The 21,409-nt window shown below is 74.2% G+C and carries 16 protein-coding genes and 1 tRNA gene; 8 read left to right on the top strand and 9 right to left on the bottom strand.

Annotated features, from left to right (window positions below; all coding sequences use genetic code 11):
* Positions 1 to 470 precede the first annotated feature (470 nt).
* The 5 genes from ACZ4UX_RS15680 to ACZ4UX_RS15660 form a co-directional block, all read right to left on the bottom strand.
* Entirely contained in the window at positions 471 to 1,772 is a 1,302-nt protein-coding gene (locus ACZ4UX_RS15680; RefSeq protein WP_465707040.1) for an MFS transporter, read from the bottom strand.
* Entirely contained in the window at positions 1,769 to 3,031 is a 1,263-nt protein-coding gene (locus tag ACZ4UX_RS15675; RefSeq protein WP_465707039.1) for an ATP-grasp domain-containing protein, read from the bottom strand. The genes ACZ4UX_RS15680 and ACZ4UX_RS15675 overlap by 4 nt, the downstream gene beginning before the upstream one ends.
* 97 nt (positions 3,032 to 3,128) lie before the next feature.
* The gene (locus tag ACZ4UX_RS15670; RefSeq protein ID WP_465707038.1) at positions 3,129 to 5,249 is read right to left on the bottom strand and encodes an acetyl/propionyl/methylcrotonyl-CoA carboxylase subunit alpha; all 2,121 of its coding nucleotides are present in this window, start codon (positions 5,247 to 5,249) and stop codon (positions 3,129 to 3,131) included.
* Positions 5,250 to 5,257: 8 nt separating this feature from the next.
* Complete coding sequence (locus ACZ4UX_RS15665) at positions 5,258 to 6,862, bottom strand: carboxyl transferase domain-containing protein (protein ID WP_329490381.1); 1,605 nt, start codon at positions 6,860 to 6,862, stop codon at positions 5,258 to 5,260.
* Complete coding sequence (locus ACZ4UX_RS15660; protein ID WP_329490380.1) at positions 6,859 to 8,106, bottom strand: 8-amino-7-oxononanoate synthase family protein; 1,248 nt, start codon at positions 8,104 to 8,106, stop codon at positions 6,859 to 6,861. Before ACZ4UX_RS15660 ends, ACZ4UX_RS15665 begins: the two co-directional genes overlap by 4 nt.
* 647 nt (positions 8,107 to 8,753) lie before the next feature.
* Between ACZ4UX_RS15660 and ACZ4UX_RS15655 the strand changes: the two genes are divergently transcribed.
* Positions 8,754 to 9,281: a GNAT family N-acetyltransferase gene (locus ACZ4UX_RS15655; RefSeq protein ID WP_465707037.1), complete on the top strand. Its 528-nt coding sequence runs from the start codon at positions 8,754 to 8,756 to the stop codon at positions 9,279 to 9,281.
* Positions 9,282 to 9,384: 103 nt separating this feature from the next.
* Here ACZ4UX_RS15655 and ACZ4UX_RS15650 read toward each other — a convergent pair whose 3' ends face one another.
* A complete protein-coding gene (locus ACZ4UX_RS15650) occupies positions 9,385 to 10,059 on the bottom strand; it encodes a helix-turn-helix domain-containing protein (RefSeq protein ID WP_465707036.1) in 675 nt (224 codons plus the stop codon).
* Positions 10,060 to 10,274: 215 nt separating this feature from the next.
* On the opposite strand from ACZ4UX_RS15650, the gene ACZ4UX_RS15645 reads away from it, so the two are divergent.
* The gene (locus ACZ4UX_RS15645) at positions 10,275 to 11,648 is read left to right on the top strand and encodes an MFS transporter (protein ID WP_465707219.1); all 1,374 of its coding nucleotides are present in this window, start codon (positions 10,275 to 10,277) and stop codon (positions 11,646 to 11,648) included.
* Between the two features lie 78 nt (positions 11,649 to 11,726).
* Here ACZ4UX_RS15645 and ACZ4UX_RS15640 read toward each other — a convergent pair.
* From ACZ4UX_RS15640 to ACZ4UX_RS15630, 3 genes are all read right to left on the bottom strand, one after another.
* Positions 11,727 to 11,795 (bottom strand) — tRNA-Glu (locus tag ACZ4UX_RS15640).
* A 140-nt stretch (positions 11,796 to 11,935) separates the two neighbouring features.
* Positions 11,936 to 12,418, bottom strand: a complete 483-nt coding sequence (locus ACZ4UX_RS15635) for a YbaK/EbsC family protein (protein WP_329490376.1) — start codon at positions 12,416 to 12,418, stop codon at positions 11,936 to 11,938.
* On the bottom strand, positions 12,415 to 14,163 hold the full coding sequence (locus ACZ4UX_RS15630) for a 2-isopropylmalate synthase (protein WP_465707035.1): 1,749 nt from the start codon (positions 14,161 to 14,163) through the stop codon (positions 12,415 to 12,417). The genes ACZ4UX_RS15635 and ACZ4UX_RS15630 overlap by 4 nt, the downstream gene beginning before the upstream one ends.
* Positions 14,164 to 14,363: 200 nt before the next feature.
* Between ACZ4UX_RS15630 and ACZ4UX_RS15625 the strand changes: the two genes are divergently transcribed.
* The 6 genes from ACZ4UX_RS15625 (at position 14,364) to ACZ4UX_RS15600 (ending at position 21,285) form a co-directional block, all read left to right on the top strand.
* Positions 14,364 to 15,056, top strand: a complete 693-nt coding sequence (locus tag ACZ4UX_RS15625) for a FadR/GntR family transcriptional regulator (RefSeq protein WP_329490374.1) — start codon at positions 14,364 to 14,366, stop codon at positions 15,054 to 15,056.
* Positions 15,057 to 15,426: 370 nt separating this feature from the next.
* Positions 15,427 to 18,582: a sensor histidine kinase gene (locus tag ACZ4UX_RS15620; protein WP_465707034.1), complete on the top strand. Its 3,156-nt coding sequence runs from the start codon at positions 15,427 to 15,429 to the stop codon at positions 18,580 to 18,582.
* Positions 18,579 to 19,010, top strand: coding sequence for a roadblock/LC7 domain-containing protein (locus tag ACZ4UX_RS15615; RefSeq protein WP_465707033.1), 432 nt, complete (start codon positions 18,579 to 18,581; stop codon positions 19,008 to 19,010). Before ACZ4UX_RS15620 ends, ACZ4UX_RS15615 begins: the two co-directional genes overlap by 4 nt.
* 7 nt (positions 19,011 to 19,017) lie before the next feature.
* A complete protein-coding gene (locus ACZ4UX_RS15610) occupies positions 19,018 to 19,443 on the top strand; it encodes a DUF742 domain-containing protein (RefSeq protein WP_380386868.1) in 426 nt (141 codons plus the stop codon).
* 3 nt (positions 19,444 to 19,446) lie between these two features.
* Positions 19,447 to 20,058, top strand: a complete 612-nt coding sequence (locus ACZ4UX_RS15605) for a GTP-binding protein (RefSeq protein ID WP_329490370.1) — start codon at positions 19,447 to 19,449, stop codon at positions 20,056 to 20,058.
* Between the two features lie 81 nt (positions 20,059 to 20,139).
* Positions 20,140 to 21,285: an FAD-dependent monooxygenase gene (locus tag ACZ4UX_RS15600; protein ID WP_380386865.1), complete on the top strand. Its 1,146-nt coding sequence runs from the start codon at positions 20,140 to 20,142 to the stop codon at positions 21,283 to 21,285.
* Positions 21,286 to 21,409: the final 124 nt, after the last annotated feature.

Here is a 21,409-nt window from a genome sequence, read left to right as displayed (position 1 = left end):
CGTTCCTCCCCCCCCCCCCCCCCCCCCCCCCCCCCCTCCCCCCCCCCCCCCCCCCCCCCCCCCCCCCCCCCCCCCCCCCCCCCCCCCCTCCCCAGGCCGGGGAGTTCGGCGGTGGTCGACGCTTCGTGGTCGAGGGGGATGGGGATGCTCAGTGCCTCGCGCAGCACCATGGCTCACTCCGGTCTGTTCCTGCATTCGACGATGACGGCCCCGAGGGGGGACGTGTCGAATTCGGACAGCCCGAAGTACCGGCGTGGCTGATGGTTCGTCAGCCCGGTCGGTGATGACAAGTCCCCTTGCTGAACGGCTGGTTCAGTGGCTGGACCGACATCGGAAAGGCAGACCGGGGAACGTCGCGACCGAGCGTCGCAGCATGAAGTCCACCCCCCGGTGTGCCCGCGTGGCCCTTGACACGCTCTAGGGGGACTGTACTTGCTCGGTTGTGATCGTTCAAGCAACGCAGAGTGACATCAGCCGGTCAGCGCCTCCTGGGAAACGGCCGGTGACTTCTGGATGCCGGTGCGGCCGGCGAGCACCGTCACGGTGGTCGCGCCCGCGAACAGCGCGGCGAGCAGCACCCAGCCGATCGCGCCGGCCGGCAGCAGCAGACCGGTGGCCAGGAACGGGCCGACGATCAGCTGCGCGCTCATGCCCGTGCTGAACAGCGACAGGTAGCGGGAGCGGCCCACCGGCGGCGACAGCTCGTAGGAGATCTCCCAGCGCGAGACGGCGTGCAGGTTCTCCCCCACGGTCAGCAGCGCGACGGCGACCACCGCGGCGGCCAGCGCCAGGTACTTGCCCCGGCCGTCGGCGAAGGCGAAGAACGCGCAGGCCAGCACCAGGAAGAGGCAGGCGACCCGGAGCATCCGCAGGGCCTTGGCCAGCCCCTGGGCGAACCGGGCCACCGAGAGCTGGAGCACCACGGTCAGCACGGTGTTGATCGCCAGCAGGGCCGAGCTGGCACTGGCCGGCAGCCCGGCCCGGTCCACCACCCAGAGCGGCAGCAGGATGAACAGCACGCAGTCGTGCAGCATCAGCACCGCGTTGGCGGCCGTGACCAGCAGGAACCGCCGGTCCCGGTACGGCGAGCCGGAGCCGCCCTCCGCCCCGGCCTCGGCGGGCGCGGCGGCCGGCGCGGCCGACGATCCCGCCACCCGGCCGGCCCGCACCACGGCGAGCGCGACGGCGGCGAAGGCGGCCGCGTTGAACAGGAAGAGCGCGACGAAGGCGGCCCGGGAGTGCGCGGCCTGCACCAGGGCGGCCAGCAGGAAGCCGGCGGTGAGGCCGATGTTGGTGATGGCGCGCAGCGAGGCCATCGTCTTGGTCCGCTCGGCGGCCCCCTCGAACTCGCCGACGATCACCTGGAGCAGCGGTGAGCAGGCCCGCGCGGCGGCGATGGTCAGACAGGTGACGACCAGGTAGCCGGCGTAACTGCCGACCAGGGCGTACCCGATGAAGCCGAGCGCGCGGACCAGCGTCAGCGCCACGTAGACCGGCCGGGCGCCGAGCCGGTCCGCGACCGGGCCGAAGACCAGCGGGCTGAGCAGGCCGGCGATGTTGGCCGCGGCGATCGCGGTGCCGACCGCGACCGCCGTGATGTCGAGGTAGCGGACGAAGTAGAGCGTGGCGGTGGCCAGGTAGAGGCCGTTGGCGACCGCGTCCACGGTGGTGCCGGCGGCCATGATCCGGCCCTGCCGGGAGGCGGGCAGCAGCGTGGCGGTCAGCCGGCTCAGCAGGCCGGCCGCCCGGGGCGGGGCGTCGGTGTGCGTCATGCCGGCTCCACCGTCCGGGCCGGCTCCACCGTGAAGCGGACCGAGTCGGCCAGCTCGCGGGCGAGCTTGCGGGCCTGGTCCGGGGTGTCGGCCCCGACCACGATCACGCCCGCCCGGTCCCCGGAGGTGCGCAGCGGGCGGACGGTGCCGCCGGGTCCGACCGCGAGGTCGGCGTAGAGCACGTCCGGGTGGTTCGCCGCCTCCGTCCACCCCTCCACCGCGGTCACCAGGCCGGGCGGCGGGGTGAGGTAGCGGGCGGCGGCGGCCCGGACCGGCGTCGGCGCGGCCTCGGCGCGCGGTAGGCCCAGCAGGTCGTCGTAGAGGAGGCCGAACAGCTCCAGGCCGGGGACGACGTGGGCGAGCATCCGGTGGATCCAGTCGCCGCCGAACCGCCCGTGCACCTCGCCGAGCACGATGCCGTCCGGGCTCAGCCAGAGTTCGACGTGGAAGCCGCCGACGCGCAGGCCCAGCACGGCGAGCGCCGCCTTGACCTGACGCTCGATCTCCTCACGCTGCGTGTCCGGGAGTTCGGCCGGGAGGATGTGGCCGACCTCGACGAAGAACGGCGGCTCCACCTTCTCCTTCTCGGTGACCGCGAGGACGACCGGCTCGCCGCCGAGGAAGAGGCCCTCGACGCTGTACTCGGCGCCCTGGACGAACTCCTCGACCAGGAAGGGGTTGCGGCCGGGCAGCAGTGCGATCGCGGCGGGCAGTCCGTCCGGTCCGGTGATCCGGCTGACGCCGGTACTGCCCATCGCGTCACGGGGCTTGACGATCCACGGCCCGGTGGAGCCGCGCAGGAACTCCGCCGCCTCCGCCTCGTCCGCGCAGAGCCGGACGGCGGGCTGCCGGAAACCGGCGGCGGCCAGGGCGGTCCGGCAGGCGTCCTTGGTGCGGACCCGTCGGACGGCCTCGGCCGGGTTGCCCGGCAGGCCCAGTGCCTCGGCGGTCTCGGCTGCGGCCACCTGGGCCATCTCCTGGAGGGCGAGGACGGCGTCGAAGCGCTCGCCCGCGGCGGCCCGGTCGCGCGCCCAGGCGGCGGACTCGCCGGGGTTGGCGAAGTCCACCGCCGAGACGGCACCGGCCTGTTCGGCCACCCCGGGGGTGGCGGCGAGGACGGCCTCCTGGTTCGTCAGGTGGGTCCGCAGCCCGCGCGCGTGGGCCTGGTCCAGGGCGAGCCGCGCCATGTCGAGGCCGAGCGGCACCGCCCGTACCCCGCCGACCAGCAGCAGCTTCCGGGGGGTTGGTTCAGCGGGCATGAGAGGGCTCCTTGCGTGCGTGGTGCGGGGGGTGCTACTTCAACTGACGGGGGGTGGGGCGGGTCGGGCGGTGGGGCGGATCGGGCGGGTCGGGCGCTCAGGCGTCGGCGTCGGCGTCGAGCTCGACCAGGACCTGTTCGGTCGCCACCAGGTCGCGCACGGCGCAGCGGATCGCGGTGACGACGCCCGAGAACGGGGCGAGGATGCGGTTCTCCATCTTCATCGCCTCGACGATGACGAGGGCGTCCCCCTCCTCGACCCGGTCGCCGACCTCGCAGAGCAGTCCGACCACCGTGCCCGGCATCAGCGACTTCACGGCGTTGTCGGCGGCCCCGGAGCCGCCCTCGGCGAAGCTCTGGGCGGCCAGCGCCACCCGGTGCCCGTCGACGGAGAGCTCCCAGCCGGCGGGGCTGCGCAGACCGGTCCAGCGCTGGCCGCCGACGGTGCCCCGGTACAGGCCGGGGTGGCCAGGTACGGCGGCGACCGTGACGGTGAACGGGGTGGACTCGACCTGGACGTCCACGGCGGCGCCGCGCCGTCCGGTGAGTCCGGCCTGCAGCGTCCGCCGGCCGTGCCGCAGCACGACCCGGCCGAACGGCGCGACCGGGTCCAGCCGGTGGCGGTCGAACGGGCCGACCGCGCCGTGCCACGGCGAGGCGGGGGCGTCGTCGACGGGCGGCAGCTGCATCGCGGCCGCGCAGGCCGCGGCGGCCAGGACCCGGTCGGTGCGGCCGGCGGGGCCGGCCGGCTCGCCCTGCCCCGACTGCCCGGTCCCGGTCGAGACCAGGGCGTCCACCAGGTGGGTGTCCATCCGCCCGGCGACCACGGCGGGGGCCTGGAGGAGTTCGGCGAGGAAGCCGAGGTTGGTGGTCAGCCCGGGCAGGGCGGTGTCGCGGACGGCGGGGAGCAGCCGGCGCAGGGCGCTCGGGCGGTCCGGGCCGTGCGCGATCAGCTTGGCGAACATCGGGTCGTAGAAGGCCGGGACCTCGGCGCCGCCGCCGAAGACGGCGCCGCCGAAGGCCGCGTCACCGCCCGGACCGCCCGCGAAGGCCGGTTCCGGCGTGGCGGAGCCGGACGCGGCCCCGTCGGTGCCCGATCCGGTGTCGTCGAACGCCGCCTCCACCCGGATGCCGGCCGGCCAGCGGACCGCCGCCGCGCGGCCCGGCGCGGGCCGGAACCCGTCGGCCGGGTCCTCGGCGTAGACGCGGACCTCGACGGCGTGGCCGGTCGCGGTGATCTCGTGCTGGTCGAGCGGCAGCCGCTGCCCGTCGGCGACTCTCAGCTGCCATTCCACCAGGTCGACCCCGGTGATCTCCTCGGTGACCGGGTGCTCCACCTGGAGCCGGGTGTTGACCTCCAGGAAGTAGCAGCGGTCGGTGGCGTCCAGGATGAACTCGAAGGTGCCGGCGTTGACGTAGCCGAGCGACCGGGCGCCGCGGACGGCCGCCTCCAGCAGCTCCGCCCGGACGGCGGGCGCCAGGTTGGCGGCCGGGGCCTCCTCGACGATCTTCTGGTGGCGGCGCTGCAGCGAGCACTCGCGCTCGAAGAGGTGCACCACGTTCCCGTGGTCGTCGCCGAAGACCTGGACCTCGATGTGGCGGGGCCGCTCCACGTACCGCTCGACCAGCAGCCGGCCGTCGCCGAAGTTGCTGCGGCCCAGCCGGACGGCCTCGGCCACCGCCTCGGGCAGCTCGGCGGCCGCGCGGACCACCTGCATGCCCTTGCCGCCGCCGCCCGCGACGGGCTTCAGGATCACCGGGTAGCCGATCCGCTCGGCGTCGGCCAGGATCTCCTCGGCCGACTCGGTGGCCGTCCCGGAGCCGGGCAGCACCGGGACCCCGGCGGCCGCCATCAGCGCGCGGGCGGTCGACTTGTCGCCCATCGCGGTGATCGTGGCGGCGTCCGGGCCGACCCAGACCAGCCCGGCCCCGGCGACCGCCGCCGCGAAGCCGGGGTGCTCGGAGAGGAAGCCGTAGCCGGGGTGGACGGCGTCGCAGCCGGTCCGCACGGCGGCGTCGACCAGCGCGTCGACGTCCAGGTAGCTCTCGGCAGCCGCGGCGGGGCCGATCCGGACCCGCTCGACGGCGCCCGCCAGGTGGGCCGAGGAGCGGTCGGCGTCGGAGTGGACCGCCACGTACTCGATGCCGAGCCGGCGGCAGGTGCGGGCGATCCGCCGGGCGATCTCGCCGCGGTTGGCGATCAGGAGACGCTTGATCATTTCCGTCATCACATCCTGAACACGCCGAAGCGCGTTTCCTGCTTGGGGGCGTCGGCGGACATGGCGAGGCAGAGCGCCAGCCACTCACGGGTCTCGGTCGGGTCCACCACGGCGTCCACCCACATCCGGGCGGCGTAGTAGAGCGGGTGGGACTGGCGCTCGTACGTCTCGATGATGGGGCGCCGGATCGACTCCTCCTCCTCGGGGGAGAGGACCTTGCCCTCCTTGGCGAGCTGGTCGCTGCGGATCAGCGCCATCACCGTCGCGGTCTGCTCGGCGCCGACGACGGTGGACTTGGCGCTCGGCCACATGGCCATCAGCCGGGGGCCCATCGAGCGCCCGCACATCGCGAGGTTGCCGGCGCCGTAGCTGCCGCCGATCACCAGGCTGAACTTGGGGACCTTGGCCGTGGAGACCGCGTTGACCAGCTTGGCACCGTGCTTGGCGATGCCGTCGGCCTCGTACTCGGCGCCGACCATGAAGCCGTTGATGTTGTGCAGGAACAGCAGCGGGATGTCCCGCTGGGTGCAGAGCTCGATGAAGTTCGCGGCCTTCTGGGCGCTCTCCGGGAACAGCACCCCGTCGTTGATCACCACGCCCACCGGGTAGCCGCCGATGTGGCCGGTGCCGCACACGATGGTCGGCCCGTACCGGGCCCGGTACTCGGCGAGTTCGCTGCCGTCCAGCAGCCGGGCCAGGATCTCCCGCGCCGGGATGTGCTCGCGCAGGCTGGCGCTGACGATGCCGGGCAGCTCCGCCGGGTCGTACAGCGGCGCGCGCGGGGGCTGCGGCGGCGGGCTGAGAGCCGGCCGGCCGTCCCGGGCCATGATCTCCCGGACGATGGACAGGGCGTGCTCGTCGCTCTCGGCGAGGTGGTCGGCCACCCCGCTGACCCGGGTGTGCAGGTCGGCGCCGCCCAGCGTCTCGGCGTCCACCACCTCGCCGGTGGCCGCGCGCACCAGCTGCGGGCCGCCCAGGAAGACCGTGCCGGTGCCGCGGACGATCACCGTCTCGTCGCACATCGACGGGATGTACGCGCCGCCGGCGGTGCAGTTGCCCATCACCGCGGCGATCTGCGGCAGGCCGAGCGCCGACATCTCGGCGATGTTCCGGAACATCCGGCCCAGGTGGTACTCGCCGGGGAACAGCTGCTCCTGGAGCGGCAGGTAGACCCCGCCGGAGTCCACCAGGTAGATGCAGGGCAGGCCGTTCTCCCGGGCCACCAGCTGGGCCCGGAGCTGCTTCTCCACGGTGAGCGGGAAATAGCTGCCGCCCTTGACCGTGGCGTCGTTGGCGAAGACCACCACCGGGCGGCCGCTCACCATGCCGATGCCGGTGACCAGCGCGGCCGAGGGCACGTGCTCGTCGTACACCTCGTGCCCGGCCAGCTGGCCCAGCTCCATGAACGGCGTGCCCGGGTCCAGCAGTTGGTAGACCCGCTGGCGGGCCGTCAGCTTGCCGCGCTCGGTGTGGCGCCGGCGCGAGCGCTCGTCCCCGCCGGCGATCGCGGCTGCCCGGGCCCGGGCGATGACCTGGCGCTTCTCGTCGAAGGCCGCGGTGTTGCGGCGGAAGACCTCGGCGGAGGAGTCGATGTGTGAGCGCAGGGCCGTCATCGCTGGTCCTGCCCCGGCTCGCGGGCCGCCTCGGCCCGCAGGCCGTCGTTCAGCGCGCCGCAGAAGTCGCGGATCTCGGCCTCGGCCATGTTGGCGCGCAGCATCAGCCGCAGCCCGGCCTTGCCCCGGCCGATCACCGGGAAGAAGATCGGCGAGGTGTAGTAGCCGCGCTCCAGCAGCGATCCGGCGAGGCGGATGGTGGCGTCCTCGGAGCCGATGTCCACGAAGCGGATCGGCAGGCCGTCGCCGTTGAAGGAGGTCTCCACCAGCGAGTCGAAGAGCGCGATGTTGTCCTGGAGCCTGAGCTGGAGCTCCTTGAGCTCCGGGGAGCCGTGCAGCTCCGCGGAGGCCATGATGGCGCCCAGTCCGGCGGTGTTGATGCGCTGCGACCACATCAGCGGGCCGCCGTTGCGCAGCGCGGTGTCGCGGCGCTGCTGCGAGCCGTTGCGGCCGAGGAAGATCGCGCCGCCGGAGGCGCCGAAGCCCTTGTTGAGCGAGGTGATGATCAGCGTGCGGTCGTTCATCCCGCCGTTCGCCGCCATCGCCTCCAGCACGGCGCCCCGGCCGCGCTCGCCGACGGTGGAGACGCCGTGCGCCTCGTCGAAGAACAGGAACAGCCCGTACTTCTCCTGCAGGCGCAGCAGTTCGGGGATCGGCGCGGCGCCGCCGGTGCTGTAGACGCCGTCGGCGACGTAGGCGACCTGCGGGTGCTTGCGGCAGAGGTCCTCCAGCGCGTCCACGTCGTTGTGGGCGATGGTGGCGATCTCCGCCTCGTCGGCCACCGCGGGCTTCATCGCGTTGAGACAGAAGTGCGCGTTCTTGTCGAAGACCATGAGCGGCGCGACGCCGTCCGTCAGCAGCCCGGAGGCCAGCAGCGGCAGGCTCGCCCAGGCGGCGGCCGCGCAGGAGGCGACGGTCAGCGCCTCGACGTCGAACAGCTCGGAGAGCGCCGTCTCGGCGTCCCGCAGCGATCCGAACCGGATCCGCATCCGCGAGGTCGAGCTGTTGAGCGCCCCTTCGGCGAGCACCGCGTCGGCGGCCGCCCGCACGATCCGCGGGTGGGTGTCGAGGCCGAGGTAGGAGTACGACGACATGTTCACGAACTCGTGGCCGTCGGCCAGCGTCCGGTGCCGCCCGTCGCCGAGGCCGGACACCACGATGTCGAACATCCCGGCCGCGGCGGTGACCTCCCAGAAGTCGTGGCTGATTCGCGCGGACTTCTTGATGTTCATGTATGAGTGCACGCCAGATTCCTTGTTGAATTTCGGTACGGAAATGCCGGGCCCTCCCCGGGGCCTTTTCGGCATCGCAAATTCCGGGTGATCAGGCGTACTCGTGGAAACCGCGTCCGGACATCCGTCCGGACTGGCCGGCGCCGACCGTCCGGCCGCTCGCATGATCCAGTGATTCCTGCACCGCTCGCCCTGCCGGCCCCCGGAGTCGATCGCTATTTGGTCCGAAGAGCTGCGCGGCTCCCCGGCGATTGAAAGAATTCAATACGCTGCGACGACTGTCAACCGGAAGATTTTTGCCGCCTCGCAAAACTGGACAGACCACCATCCGGCGGGTGCACCGGAAATTATTTGCCGGTCGATCGCCATTGACGCGCGCCCGATCGCGGACTCCGTCCGCGCCGCCCGGCGGCCGGCCGGAAAACCGGGGGCGTCCGTTCCGCTGTCCGTGTTACCTTCGACTGGTCCGGACCGGACGACAGGACGACGAGCTCGGCGAAGGAGGTGAACCAGTGGCCACGGTGACGACGGCTGCGCCCGTACCGCGCAGCGCCCAGGCGACGGTTCACACTCCCCGGGCCCTGGTCTGACGGCTTCCGCCCCCGCACCGCGGGTGCGCGGCGCCGCCGCGACGGGCCCTCCAGCCAAGGGTTTCCACCATGTCCTCTCCGTCTTCGTCCGCTTCCTCCTGGCAGACCCGCGTCGAGTCCGACGCCGATGTCCCGGCCGTCCAGGCCCTCACCCTCGCGGCGTTCGGCCGGCCCGCGGAGGCCGACCTGCTCGCCGTGCTGCGCACCGACGAGGGTTGGATCGACGTCCTCTCCGTCGTCGCCACCGGTCCGGCCGGCGCCCCCGTCGGCCATGCGGTGCTGAGCCGCGCGTTCATCGGTGACGTCCCGGCGCTCGCGCTGGGCCCGGTCTCCGTGCACCCGGACCACCAGCGCTCCGGCGCCGGTTCGGCCGCGGTCCGGGCGGCGCTCGACGCCGCCCGGGGCCTCGGCGAGCGCTTCGTCGTGCTGCTCGGACACCCGTCGTACTACCCGCGGTTCGGCTTCGTCCGCGCCTCGGAGCACGGACTGGTCCTCACCGTCGACGCGCCCGACGAGGCGTGGATGGCGCTGAGCCTGGACGACCGGCACCCGCTGCCGTCCGGGACGGTCCGCTGGGCCGACGCCTTCGGCATCTAGCCGCCGACCCGCACCCCGAACCACCGGGCGGCGCCGCCGAGATGGCGCCGCCCGGCGGTGGCGCGGCCACCCGCGCGACGGCCGGGCCCCAACGGACGGACCGTCAAGGTGCCTGCCTGCCCGGCCCGGTACGCACCACGGCCTGGTCGCCGTGCGGGCCGAACAGGTGCAGGATCTCCACCGCGTTCGCGTCGACGGGGCCGAACCAGTGCGGCTCACCGGTGTCGAACTCGGCCACCTCGCCCGGGCGGAGGGTGAATTCGCGCTCGCCGAGGATGAGCCGGAGCCCGCCGGCGAGCACGTACAGCCATTCGTAACCGGCGTGGGTCACCAGCTTCGGCTCGCGGTGGGCGAGCACCTGCTTGAACACCTGGACCCGGCCCGGGTACTGCGTCAGCGGCACCAGGACGTTGCCGCGCTCCCGGTGCTGCGGCTTCAGGTGCAGGCGCGGATCCCCGGTGGCCGGGGCCGCGACCAGCTGGTCCAGGGCGACCCGGTGCGTGCGCGCGAGCGGGATGAGCAGTTCGAGGGTCGGGCGCCGCTTGCCCGACTCCAGGCGCGACAGCGTGCTCACCGAGATTCCGGTGGTCTCCGCGAGGGCCTCCAGGGTGAGCCCGCGGTCGCGGCGCAGGGCCCGCAGCCGCGGCCCGATGCCGGCGAGGATCTCGTCGACGTCGTCGCCACCGGCCACCGGCGCGACGGGCTCCCCGGACTCCGGTGACTCCCCGGGCTCCACGGGCTCCACGGACTTCACGGGGTCGGTGCGGTCGCCGTTCATGGGGTGCCTCCGGTCCGTCCGGCCCCTCGGGCGGGCCGGAGCGCGTTTTTGCGGTCTTCGCAAAGATGCTGGGCCGGCGCTGCCGCCCGGTCCGAGCATGGGGCCGCAGACGTTACCGAACCGAAGGTGGGCCCGTGACCACGACAATCCTGGCTGATCGACCCGCACTGAGCACCCGCCGACGGTGGACGGTGCTCGCCGTCTGCGCGCTGAGCATGTTCCTGGTCGGGCTGGACACCACCATCGTCAACGTCGGCCTGCCCGAGATCGGGCGCGGGCTGGCGGTGGGGACCAGCGGGCTGGAATGGGTCGTGGACGCCTACACCGTCGTCCTGGCCGGTCTGCTGATCTCGGCCGGCGCCCTCGCGGACCGTTTCGGCCGCCGGCGCGTGTTCCGGACCGGGCTGGTCGTCTTCGGCCTCGCCTCGCTCGCCTGCGCGGTGGCGCCCTCGCTCGGCTTCCTCGTCGCGGCCCGGGCCGCCCAGGGGGTCGGTGCCTCGATGCTCAGCCCGGTCGCCTTGGCGATCGTGGTGAACACGATGCCCGACCCCCGGGAGCGGGCCCGGGCGATCGGCGTCTGGGCGTCCGTCTTCGGGCTCAGCATGGCGGCCGGGCCGGTCACCGGCGGGGCGCTCATCGCGGCCTTCGGCTGGCGCTCGGTGTTCTGGATCAACGCGCCGGTCATCCTCGCCGCCCTCGTCCTGGTGGCGGTGTTCGTGCCGGAGTCGCACGGGCAGCGCGCCCGGCGGCTCGACCTCCCCGGCCAGTCGCTGCTGGTGCTGGCCCTGGGCAGTGCGGTCGCCGTGCTCATCGAGGGCCCCCGGATCGGCTGGACCTCTCCTGCGGCGGTGGCCGGTTGCGCGGTGGCGGCGCTCGCCACCGCCGGGTTCGCCCGGGTCGAGCTGCGCCGGCCCGAGCCGCTGATGGACCTCGCGCTCTTCCGCCGGATGCCGTTCGCCATGGCGGCCCTGGGCGCCGTGGCCCTGTTCGTCGCCCTGAACGTGAGCCTGCTGCTCAACACGCTGTACCTCCAGCACGCCCGGGGCTGGACGGCGCTGGCCACCGGGGCGGCGACCCTGCCGATGGCACTCGGGGCGACGGTGTGCGCGCCCTGGTCCGGCTCCCTGGTGGCGCGGTTCGGGCCGAGGCGGCCGCTCCTGCTGGCGGGCGGGTTCGTCGCCGCGGGCGGTCTCTGTCTGGTGGATCTCGGCCCGGACACCGGTGTCCCGCTGCTCCTGGCGGCCTATCTGCTCATCGGTGTCGGCTTCGGTTTCGCCAATGCGCCGATCACCAACACCGCGGTCGGCGGTCTGCCGCCGTCCCGGGCCGGGGTGGCCGGGGCGATCACCTCCACCGCGCGTCAGGTCGGCGCGGCGATCGGCATCGCGGTCGCGGGCGGCCTGGTGGTGGGGGTCGGTCCGGACGGCCTGGCCGTCGCGTCGCGGCCCGGCTGGCTGCTCGTGGCGCTGTGCGGGCTGTTCCTGCTCCTGGTCGCCCGCACCTCGGCCCCGGGGCCGAAGAGCCCGGGACCGAAGAGCCCGGGACCGAAGAGCGCGGAACCGAAGAGCGCGGACGCGGGGAGCCGATGACGGAAGGGCCCCGGAGCGAAGGCCCCCGGGAAAGCAGCGAGGGCGGGAGCCTATGACGACTCCCGCCCTGCATGTCCGAGCGCCGGGCCCGAATCGAACGAACCCTTCCCGCTGAAAGCGGGCGTGCTACCACTGCACCACCGACGCCTGACCGCCGGGCTTCCGATCACTTCCGCGATCTCGTCCCGCCGACGAGGAAGAACTTACCAAGGGATGATCCAAAGGTGAAATCGACCCCGGTGCCCGCCCCCTGACGCCACGCGCGCGCGACGCCAGGGGGCGGGACACTAGGGCGCGACCACCGCCGACGGCGTGCCGCCGGTGAGCCGGAGCAGTTCGTCGTAGGTCATCGGCACCACGGTGTGCGGGTGTCCGGCGGCCGCCCAGAGCAGCTCGTACCCGGCCAGCGCCTCGTCCACCACGGTGCGCAGCGGCGCCGGGTGGCCCACCGGGGCGACGCCGCCGATGGCCTGGCCGGTGGCCTCGCGGACCTCGGCGGCGCTCGCCCGGACGATCGGGCCGGTGCCCAGCCGCCCGGCCAGGTAGGCCGTGTCGACGCGGTGCGCCCCGCTGGTCATGACCAGCAGCGGAGCGCCGTCGCAGCTGAACACCAGGCTGTTGGCGATGGCCCCGGCCTCGCAGCCGAGGGCGGCGGCCGCCTCGGCGGCGGTGCGCGCGGAGTCGGGCAGGACGCGGATCTCGCCGGGCAGGCCGGCCGCCGCGAGGGCGTCGGCGACCGCCTGGCTCCGGGTGGGGAGGGAGGGTGTCATACCGGCATCCTCCCGTGCCCCGCGGCCGCCCGGCCGACGGCGCTCAGTACGGCCCGGACCCCGGCCGCGAGGACGGAGGAGTCCCGGCCGGCGCCCCAGACCAGCTGTCCCGCCACCCGCGCCTCGACGTAGGCGACGGCGTCGCTGTCGGGCCCGGTGCGCACGGCGTGCTCGGTGAAGCGGAGGATGTCGACGGCCGTCCCGGCCGCGCGCAGCGCGGCGGTGACGGCGTCCAGCGGGCCGTTGCCCTCGCCCCGGTGCCCGCCGACCTCGGCCCAGTGGCGGCCGTCCTCCTCCCCGGTGCGCCAGTCGACGGCCGGGGCCGCATCCAGGTAGTGGGAGCGGAACAGCGCGTACAGCTCATCGGCCCCGACCTCGCGGCCGCTGTCGTCGGCCGACTCCTGGACCACCCGGGCGAACTCGATCTGGAGCCGCCGGGGCAGTTCCAGCCCGTGCCCGGTCTGCAGCAGGTAGGCGATCCCGCCCTTGCCGGACTGGCTGTTGACCCGGATCACCGCCTCGTAGTCCCGCCCGAGGTCGGCCGGGTCGATCGGCAGGTAGGGGACGGCCCACGGGGCCCGGCCCGGTGGCAGGCCGAGGTCGGCCGCCGCCTTGGCGTGGTGCGCGAAGCCCTTCCGGATGGCGTCCTGGTGGGTGCCGGAGAAGGCGGTGTGCACGAGGTCGCCGGCGTAGGGGTGGCGTTCGTGCACGGGCAGCCGGTTGACGTGTTCGACGGTGCGCCGGATCTCGTCGATGTCCGAGAAGTCGATCATCGGGTCGACGCCCTGGGTGTGCAGGTTGAGCGCCAGCGTGACGAGGTCGACGTTGCCGGTCCGCTCGCCGTTGCCGAACAGGCAGCCCTCGACCCGCTGCGCGCCCGCCAGCAGGGCGAGTTCGGCGCAGGCGACGCCGGTGCCGCGGTCGTTGTGCGGGTGGACGGAGAGGATCACCGACTCCCGCCGGGCCAGGTGGCGGTGCACGTACTCGATCTGGTCGGCGTAGACGTTGGGGGTGGCGATCTCGACGGTGGCGGGCAGGTTATGGATCACCGGCCGGTCGGGGCTCGCGTCCCACAGCTCGGTGAGGCCGTTGCAGACCTCCAGGACGTAGTCCGGCTCGGTCAGGTTGAACACCTCCGGCGAGAACTCGAAGCGGACGCCGGGGCGGCCCTCGGCCAGCCGGGCCATCAGTTCGGCGGCCTCGGTGACCAGGGCGCGCACCTCCGCCCGGCCGCGGCCGAGCACCACGTCGCGCCAGATCGGCGCGGTGGCGGAGTAGAGGTGCACGACCACCCGGGGCAGCCCCTCGACGGAGCGGAAGGTCCGCTCGACCAGGTCGGCGCGGGCGGCGGTGAAGACCACGACGGTGACGTCCTCGGGGACGGCCCCGGGCGTGTCGGCCAGCCGGCGGACGAAGTCGAAGTCGGTCCGGCTGGCGGAGGGGTAGCCGACCTCGATCTCCTTGAAGCCCATGGCCAGGAAGAGGTCGAACATCCGCTGCTTGCGCGCCGGGTCCATCGGCTCGGCCAGCGCCTGGTTGCCGTCGCGCAGGTCGACGGGCACCCAGAGCGGGGCCCGCTCGATCCGCCGGGAGGGCCACTGCCGCCGGTCGCCGGCGGGCAGCTCGACCCGCTCGTGGGCGGGGCGGTAGCGCTGGAACGGCATCGCGCTGCCGCGCTGCGGGTTCCAGGCGGGGGCGACGGCCGGTACGGGCCCGGCGGGGGTGCGAAGCGTGGGGAATGGCATGGGGGGTCCTTCGTCTCGGGTTCTGCACCGGAGGACGAACCGGCAGCACGGCGCCCCGCAGCGGGGTGCCGGTCCGGTCAGACCCCGCTGCGGCCACCAAGAAGGCCACCGCGAAGGCAGCCGGGAAGGAGACTCCACGACTTCATGCGGGGTACCGTAACCGTGAACCAAGTCCTCAGACAACCTGACAGGTGAACGCGATGTCTCCGCTCGATCCACTGCGCCCCTCCCCCCTGGTCGACCAGGCGACCCGGCGGATCGCCGAGCAGATCGCGGCCGGGCAGTGGCCGGTCGGCGGCAAGCTCCCCGGCGAGGTGGCCCTGGCCAAGGAGCTGGGCGTCGGCCGGTCCACCGTCCGGGAGGCGCTGCGCGCGCTGGCGGGCGCCGGCATGGTGCAGAGCCGCCAGGGCTCGGGGGTGTTCGTGACGGCGGACCGGCCGGGCGAGGACTGGTCGGCGCGGCTGCGCCGGGCCGAGCTGGCACACGTGTACGAGGTGCGGGCGATGATCGAGGTCCAGGCGGCCCGGCTGGCCGCCGTCCGGCACGACGAGGCCGACGAGGCGGCGCTCGACCGGGCGCTGACCGCCCGCCATGCGGCGGGCGCGGCGGACGACGCGGCCTTCGTGGACGCGGACATCGCCCTGCACGCGACGGTGGTGGCGGCCGCCCACAATCCGGTGCTCTCCGATCTGTTCGCCGAGTTCGTCCCGGTGCTCCGGGAGCGCCTGGTCGAGCTGGTCGGACTGCTGGGGCTGCGCGAGGGCGATCCGCACCACGGCTACGCGACCCACGCGGAGCTGGTGGAGGCCGTCCGCCGGCGCGACGCGGAGGCGGCCGGGCAGGTCCTGGCGGACGAACTGACCTCGACCCTGACCCGCCTGCTCGCCGCCTGAGCCACCCCAGCCCCTGAACTGCCCGAGCCACCCGAACCACCCGAGCCCCCCGAGCCACCGAGCCGCCGGGGCTGCCCGCCGGGCCGGGCCGACCGCCGGCCCGAGCCCCCGTCAGCCCGCCACCACGTGCGCCCGTTCGGGCAGTCGCGGCCGCACCGGCAGGGCAGCCGCCCCCCGGCCGGGCGGGCAATCGGGAGGCACGCTCCGCACACGATCACGGCGCATCGGCGGCCGGCCGCCGGAGCCCCGGAGCGCCGCACCCCGCAAGGCTCCTTCGTTCACCGATCATTAACGGCCCGATGACAGTGTGTTAAGACTGTGTGCGCACACCGTCCAGGCAGCGAACGAGTTTTCACTCCTATCACACCGTATGACTAGTATCACTTCGTCAAAAGCTCGTGCCCCCGGACGGTTCGGCCCCACCAGGCCGGCCGCCAGTCCCAAGGAGTCAGCTCTGCGCGCGCGTGCGAATCGGCGGCCCCCGACGCCGAAGTCCCCCCGCAGGCGTCCGCGCCTGTCCCTGCGGACGGCGCTGCTCGTCCTGGCCGTCGTCCCCAGTCTCGCCCTCGCCGCCCTCTGGGCGGTCACCAGCGGCCAGACCTTCCTCGACTTCCAGCGGCAGGCGGCCCAGGGCCTGCTGGCCCAGAAGGCCGGGCAGCCGTCCAACCACGTCTACTACAACCTCCAGGAGGAGCGCCGGCTCAGCGCCGAGGCACTCGCCCGGCCCGGCAGCGTCACCGACGCGCTGCGCCGCCAGCGCCAGCTCACCGACGACGCGGTGCGCCAGTTCCAGTCGCTCTCCGACGAGACCGCCGACAGCGCGCCCACCGAGGTGCGCACCGCGGTCACCGAGGCCCGGCAGGCGATGGGCAAGCTGGCCGAGCAGCGGGCGGCGATCGACCGCGCCGCCGTCGACCAGCAGACCGCCTTCACCTACTACACCGACCTGATCGCCGTCGACCTGCGGCTGTTCACCGCGCTGAGCCACGTCGACAACGGCGAGGTCACCTGGATCTCCAAGACCCTGGTGAACGCCTTCTGGGCCAAGGAGATGCTGGCCCGCGAGGACGCCCTGCTGGCCCGCGGCTGGCCGTCCGGCAAGCTCACCGCCGGCGACTACCAGCAGGTCCAGCAGGCGATCGGCGCGCAGGACCACCTGTTCACCGTGCAGGTCGTGCCGTACGTGCCGGCCGCCGAGGCCGCCGCCTGGCAGGACGTCATGACCGGCCCCGCCTGGCAGGCCAAGGCCTCCGTGGAGCAGTCGCTGATCAGGGCCACCCCGGCCGATCCGAGCGGCGCCGTCAAGCTCCCGGCCGCCCAGGACCAGTGGCGCCAGGCGCTCGACCAGCTCAACCCGGAGCTGGTGAAGGCGATCGAGACCCGCACCGACGGCATCGTCGAGGTCGGCAAGGGCTCCTTCCTCTCGCTGCTCACCGCCTTCGTGCTGACCACCGTCATCGGCCTGATCGCGGTCGTCGCGGTGATCCTCACCAGCTGGCGGCTGACCCGCTCGCTGCGCCGCCGGATCAAGGCGCTGCACACCCAGGCCGAGGAGCTGGAGCGGACGCTGCCCGAGGTCGTCGAGCGCCTCTCGCGGGGCGAGCAGGTCGACGTCGAGGCCGAGAGCCGCGCCATCACCGCCGATCCGCACGGCAACGGCACCGACGAGCTGGCCCAGCTCGGCCAGGCGCTCAACCTGGCCCGCACCTCCGCGCTGGAGACCTCCGTCCGGCAGGCCGACCAGCACCGCGGCTTCGAGCGGCTGCTGCAGCGCATCGCCCGCCGCACCCAGCTGCTGATCGGTCAGCAGCTGCGCAAGCTGGACGAGCTGGAGCGCAAGCACGAGGACCCGGAGGTGCTGGAGGGCCTGTTCGACCTCGACCACCTCACCGCCCGCCTGCGGCGCTACGAGGAGAACCTGGTCATCCTGGCCGGCGGCCAGCCGCAGCGGCGCTGGCGCAAGCCGGTCCCGCTGCTGGACGTGCTGCGGGCCGCCCAGAGCGAGGTGCAGGACTACCGGCGGATCATGCTGGACGTCGAGGGCCACCCGTGGCTCTCCGAGCGCGCCGTCGGCCCGGTCGCGCACGTGATCGCCGAGCTGATGGAGAACGCCGCGAGCTTCTCCAAGCCGCCGACGCCGGTCGAGGTCCGTGCCGCGATGGTCGGCCGCGGACTCGCGGTGGAGATCGAGGACCGCGGCCTCGGCATGGACCCGGAGCAGTACGACGCGGCCAACGAGCTGATGAGCCGTCCGCCCCGGATGGACGTGCTGGCCCGGGCGGACGACATCCGCCTCGGCTTCTACGTGGTCGCCCGGCTGGCCGCCAACTCCAACCTGAGGATCGAGTTCCGCCCGTCGGCCTTCGGCGGCACCCGGGTGGTCGTGCTCGTCCCCGACGAGCTGGTCATCGACGGTGACGCCGGGCTGCCGGACGCCACCCCGGTCGAGCCGATCCCGCTCGCCCGGCGCACCCGCAGGACCGCGCCGGCCGCCCTCGCCGGGACCCCGGCCCACGCCCGGCCGGCGGACCCGGAGGCCACCGTGGCGACGGCGGTCGCGACGGCCCCGCCGGCGATCGAGCCGCCGGAGACCGTCCTGGTCGCGACGGCGGCCGCGGAGAACTCGGCCGAGGCGTTCGCGCACGTCGAGTACATCCAGCCGCCCGCGCCCGAGCAGCCGGTCGAGCACAGCTCCCCGGTCGACGCCTCGGCCGGCTACGGCAGCGCGGGGTACGGCGCCGGCGGGTACGGCACGGCCGGCCACGGCGGCGCCGAGTACGGCACCGACGGGTACCGCACCGACGGCTACGGGACGAACGGGTACGGCACGGACGCCTACGGGGGCCAGGAGTACGCCGCGCCCGCCGACGGCACCCCGGAGTACCCCGCGCCCGCCCAGCAGCCGCCCGCCCAGGAGCCGCTCGCCCAGCCGCCCGTCCAGGAGATGCCCGCCCAGGACGCCTCCGCCCGGGACACCCCCGCCCAGGACGCCCCCGCCTACCCGGACATCGCCTACGCCAAGGTGACGCCCGCGGAGGCCCCCTACGCCGACGAGCAGTACCGCCCGGCCGACCACTACCGCCTCGCCGAGCGGCGCGAGTACGCCTCGACGGTGCCGCTCAGCGAGCCGGCCGACGGCCAGGCGCCGCTGCCGCAGCGGGTGCGCCAGGCCAGCCTGGCCGCCGAGCTGCGCGTCCCGCCGCCGGCCCCGGCGCCCGGCGAGCGCGTCACCGGAGCGCCGGGCATGCCGGGCTCCTTCGGCACGCCGATCGGCTCGGCCGGCGCGTTCCAGCGCCCCCCTCGCCGCTCGGGCGCGGCCATCGGCGCCTTCCAGCGACAGTCCCGGGTGGCCCGCGGCCAGGACTCCGGCGAGGTCCACCTCCCCGGGCCCGACGTCTTCACCCGCGGCTCCCGCCCGGCGCCCCCCACCGGATCCGCCGGCTCCCCGGCGCCCGCACCGGACCCGGCCCCCTGGGCCCTGCCCGCCGCGGATCCCCGAACCACTAGGACGGATGACCAGTCATGAACCGCACGATCGCCACCCACCAGGACCTGGACTGGCTGCTGGACGGACTCGTCGACTCGGTGGCCGGGACCAGAAACGCCGTGCTGCTCTCCGACGACGGCCTGGTCGTCAGCCACTCCCGCTCCATCGAGCGGGCCGACGCCGAGCGGCTGGCCGCCGTCGCGACCGGCCAGCAGAGCCTCGCCCGGGGCGTCGGCCAGCTGTTCGACGGCGGGCCGGTGCACCAGGTGATCGTCGAGCTGTCCGAGGTCTGGCTGTTCATCATCGCCGCGGCGCAGGGCACCCACCTGGCCGTGGTCGCCTCCCAGGAGGTGGACGCCGAGGTGATGTCGGTGGCCATGCACACCCTGGTCCAGCAGGTCGGCCAGAAGCTGAGCACGCCGGTGCGCAGCGACTTCGACGCCTTCGCGGCCAGGAACCGGGGTTGATGCCCCGGTGATCCCGCACTGGAGCGAGGTGCCCGACGAGGACGAGGACGACGGTGCCGGCACGATGGTGCGCCCGTACACCATCACCCGCGGCCGCACCGCGCCCGAGCGCGACGACCTCACCCTGATCACCGTGCTGACCACCGTGTCGGAGGAGGCCCGCACCGTCCTGGCGCGGGGCTCCTCCCGCTCGGGGCCGCGCGGGCTCCAGCCCGAGCACCGGATGATCCTGGACCGCTGCCGGCGTCCGGCCGCCGTCGCCGAGGTGGCGGCGGAGCTGGACCTGCCGATCTCGGTCACCAAGATCCTCCTGGGCGACCTGATCTCCCAGGGCCTGCTGCTGGCCCGGGCGCCGCTCTCGGTGGCCCGGGCCGGCGGGGGCCTGGACCTCGGCCTGCTGACGGCCGTTCGCGAAGGACTCCGGAGACTCTGAACCATGGCACCGACCGCACCCCTTCCCTCCTCCTCCGCCTCCGGCGCCACCGCGCCGTCCGCCGTGAAGATCCTCATCGCGGGCGGCTTCGGCGTCGGCAAGACCACCCTGGTCGGCTCGGTCAGCGAGGTCGCCCCGCTGCGCACCGAGGAGTACCTGACCCGTGCCAGCGTGGGCGTCGACGACCTGTCCGGCGTGGACAGCAAGGACACCACCACCGTCGCCCTGGACTTCGGCCGGATCACGGTCAGCCCCGACCTGGTGGTCTACCTGTTCGGCACCCCCGGCCAGGAGCGCTTCTGGTTCATGTGGAACGACCTGGTGAACGGCGCGCTCGGCGGCGTCGTCATCGCCGACACCCGCCGGCTGGAGACCAGCTTCGCCTCGATCGACTTCTTCGAGAGCCGGGGCATCCCCTTCGTGGTGGCGATCAACTGCTTCCACGGGCAGAACACCCGGACGCCGGACGAGATCCGGGCCGCCCTGGACCTGGACCCGCAGGTCCCGATGCTGCTCGGCGACGTGCGCGACCGCGGCTTCGGCCGGGACCTCCTGCTGGCCCTGGTCGACCACCTGATGGACCTCTCCGCCGCCCGGCCCGCGCCGGTCGGCTGACCCCGGCCCGCCCCGTACCCGACCACCCCGCACCCGACCCCACCGCACCGCCCGCACCGACCCCCTTGGGAGACCCCCGTCATGACCTCACCCCTGCGCGTACTGATCCACGGCGGCGGCATCGGCGGCCTGACCCTGGCCACCGCGCTCGCCCGGCGCGGCCACCGGGTCGACGTGGCCGAGCTGCGCGACGGCCTGGAGGCGCTCGGCGTCGGCATCATCCAGCCGTCCAACGCCCTGCACGTGATGCGCGAGATCGGCGTGCTGGAGGCCTGCCTGGCGGCCGGCTTCGAGTGGGAGGTGCTGACCATCTGCGACCCGTCCGGGGCCACCCTCGCCAAGATCCCGCAGCCCCGGATGGGTGACGCCCCGTCCAACAACGGCATACCGCGCCCCGCCCTGGCCGGGGTGCTGGGCGACGCCGCCACCGCCGCCGGTGCCACCCTCCGCTTCGGCACCACGATCGCCGAGCTGACCGACGACGGCGCGGGCGTCGACGTCACCCTGACCGACGGCCACCACGGCCGCTACGACCTGGTGGTCGGCTTCGACGGGATCGGTTCGCCGCTGCGCCGCCGGCTGTACGGCGAGAAGTACCTGCCCGAGTACACCGGTTTCGCCAACTGGCGGGTGACGCTGCCGCGTTCGCCCGAGGTGCAGGGCGTGGTGATGTCCGCCGGGAACCAGCGGGCGAAGGCGCTGCTGACCCCGATCACCGACGAGCTGATGTACCTGGGATCGGTGTTCGCCGAGCCGGCGGACTTCCGCCCGGACGAGGAGCGTGCCCACGAGCAGCTGGCCGAGCGGCTGACCGGCTTCGGCGGCCCGGTCGCCGAGGCGCTGGCGCTGGTCACCGACCCGGCTGCGGTGGTCTACTCGCGGATCTCCCAGGTCAGTGTCGAGGAGCCGTGGCACGTCGGCCGGGTGGTGCTGGCCGGCGACGCCGCGCACGCGAGCACCCCGCACCTGGCGCAGGGCGCGGCGATGGCGGTCGAGGACGCGCTGGTGCTGGCCCAGAGCCTGGACGCGGTCGAGGACCCGGCCACGGACGTCGCGGCCGCGCTCGCCGCCTGGGAGGAGCGCCGCCGGCCGCGCGCGATGTGGGTGCAGGCGCTCTCGCGGGCGGTCCTGAAGCAGGAGACCGGCACGCCGACCACCCCGGAGGAGGACGAGCTGCTGAAGGTCGGCATCCCGGGCGCCGCGCACGTCCTCGTCCAGCCGTACTGACCCCGGGGCGTTCGCCCGGCCGACGTCACCGACCGGCCCCGCCGGGAACCTCCCGGGCGGGGCCGCGTCGTCGGCCGCCCCGCCGCCTCCGCTGCCTCCGCCGCCTCCACCGCGGGACGGCGGC

Source organism: Kitasatospora sp. NPDC028961, from assembly GCF_055564815.1.
This window is presented reverse-complemented; position numbering and strand designations above follow the sequence as displayed.

Coding starts and splice junctions, on each gene's coding strand:
- ACZ4UX_RS15680 (WP_465707040.1), bottom strand. CDS start 1,772: ATGACGCACACCGACGCCCCGCCCCGGGCGGCCGGCCTGCTGAGCCGG.
- ACZ4UX_RS15675 (WP_465707039.1), bottom strand. CDS start 3,031: ATGCCCGCTGAACCAACCCCCCGGAAGCTGCTGCTGGTCGGCGGGGTA.
- ACZ4UX_RS15670 (WP_465707038.1), bottom strand. CDS start 5,249: ATGATCAAGCGTCTCCTGATCGCCAACCGCGGCGAGATCGCCCGGCGG.
- ACZ4UX_RS15665 (WP_329490381.1), bottom strand. CDS start 6,862: ATGACGGCCCTGCGCTCACACATCGACTCCTCCGCCGAGGTCTTCCGC.
- ACZ4UX_RS15655 (WP_465707037.1), top strand. CDS start 8,754: ATGTCCTCTCCGTCTTCGTCCGCTTCCTCCTGGCAGACCCGCGTCGAG.
- ACZ4UX_RS15650 (WP_465707036.1), bottom strand. CDS start 10,059: ATGAACGGCGACCGCACCGACCCCGTGAAGTCCGTGGAGCCCGTGGAG.
- ACZ4UX_RS15645 (WP_465707219.1), top strand. CDS start 10,275: ATGTTCCTGGTCGGGCTGGACACCACCATCGTCAACGTCGGCCTGCCC.
- ACZ4UX_RS15635 (WP_329490376.1), bottom strand. CDS start 12,418: ATGACACCCTCCCTCCCCACCCGGAGCCAGGCGGTCGCCGACGCCCTC.
- ACZ4UX_RS15630 (WP_465707035.1), bottom strand. CDS start 14,163: ATGCCATTCCCCACGCTTCGCACCCCCGCCGGGCCCGTACCGGCCGTC.
- ACZ4UX_RS15625 (WP_329490374.1), top strand. CDS start 14,364: ATGTCTCCGCTCGATCCACTGCGCCCCTCCCCCCTGGTCGACCAGGCG.
- ACZ4UX_RS15620 (WP_465707034.1), top strand. CDS start 15,427: ATGACTAGTATCACTTCGTCAAAAGCTCGTGCCCCCGGACGGTTCGGC.
- ACZ4UX_RS15615 (WP_465707033.1), top strand. CDS start 18,579: ATGAACCGCACGATCGCCACCCACCAGGACCTGGACTGGCTGCTGGAC.
- ACZ4UX_RS15605 (WP_329490370.1), top strand. CDS start 19,447: ATGGCACCGACCGCACCCCTTCCCTCCTCCTCCGCCTCCGGCGCCACC.
- ACZ4UX_RS15600 (WP_380386865.1), top strand. CDS start 20,140: ATGACCTCACCCCTGCGCGTACTGATCCACGGCGGCGGCATCGGCGGC.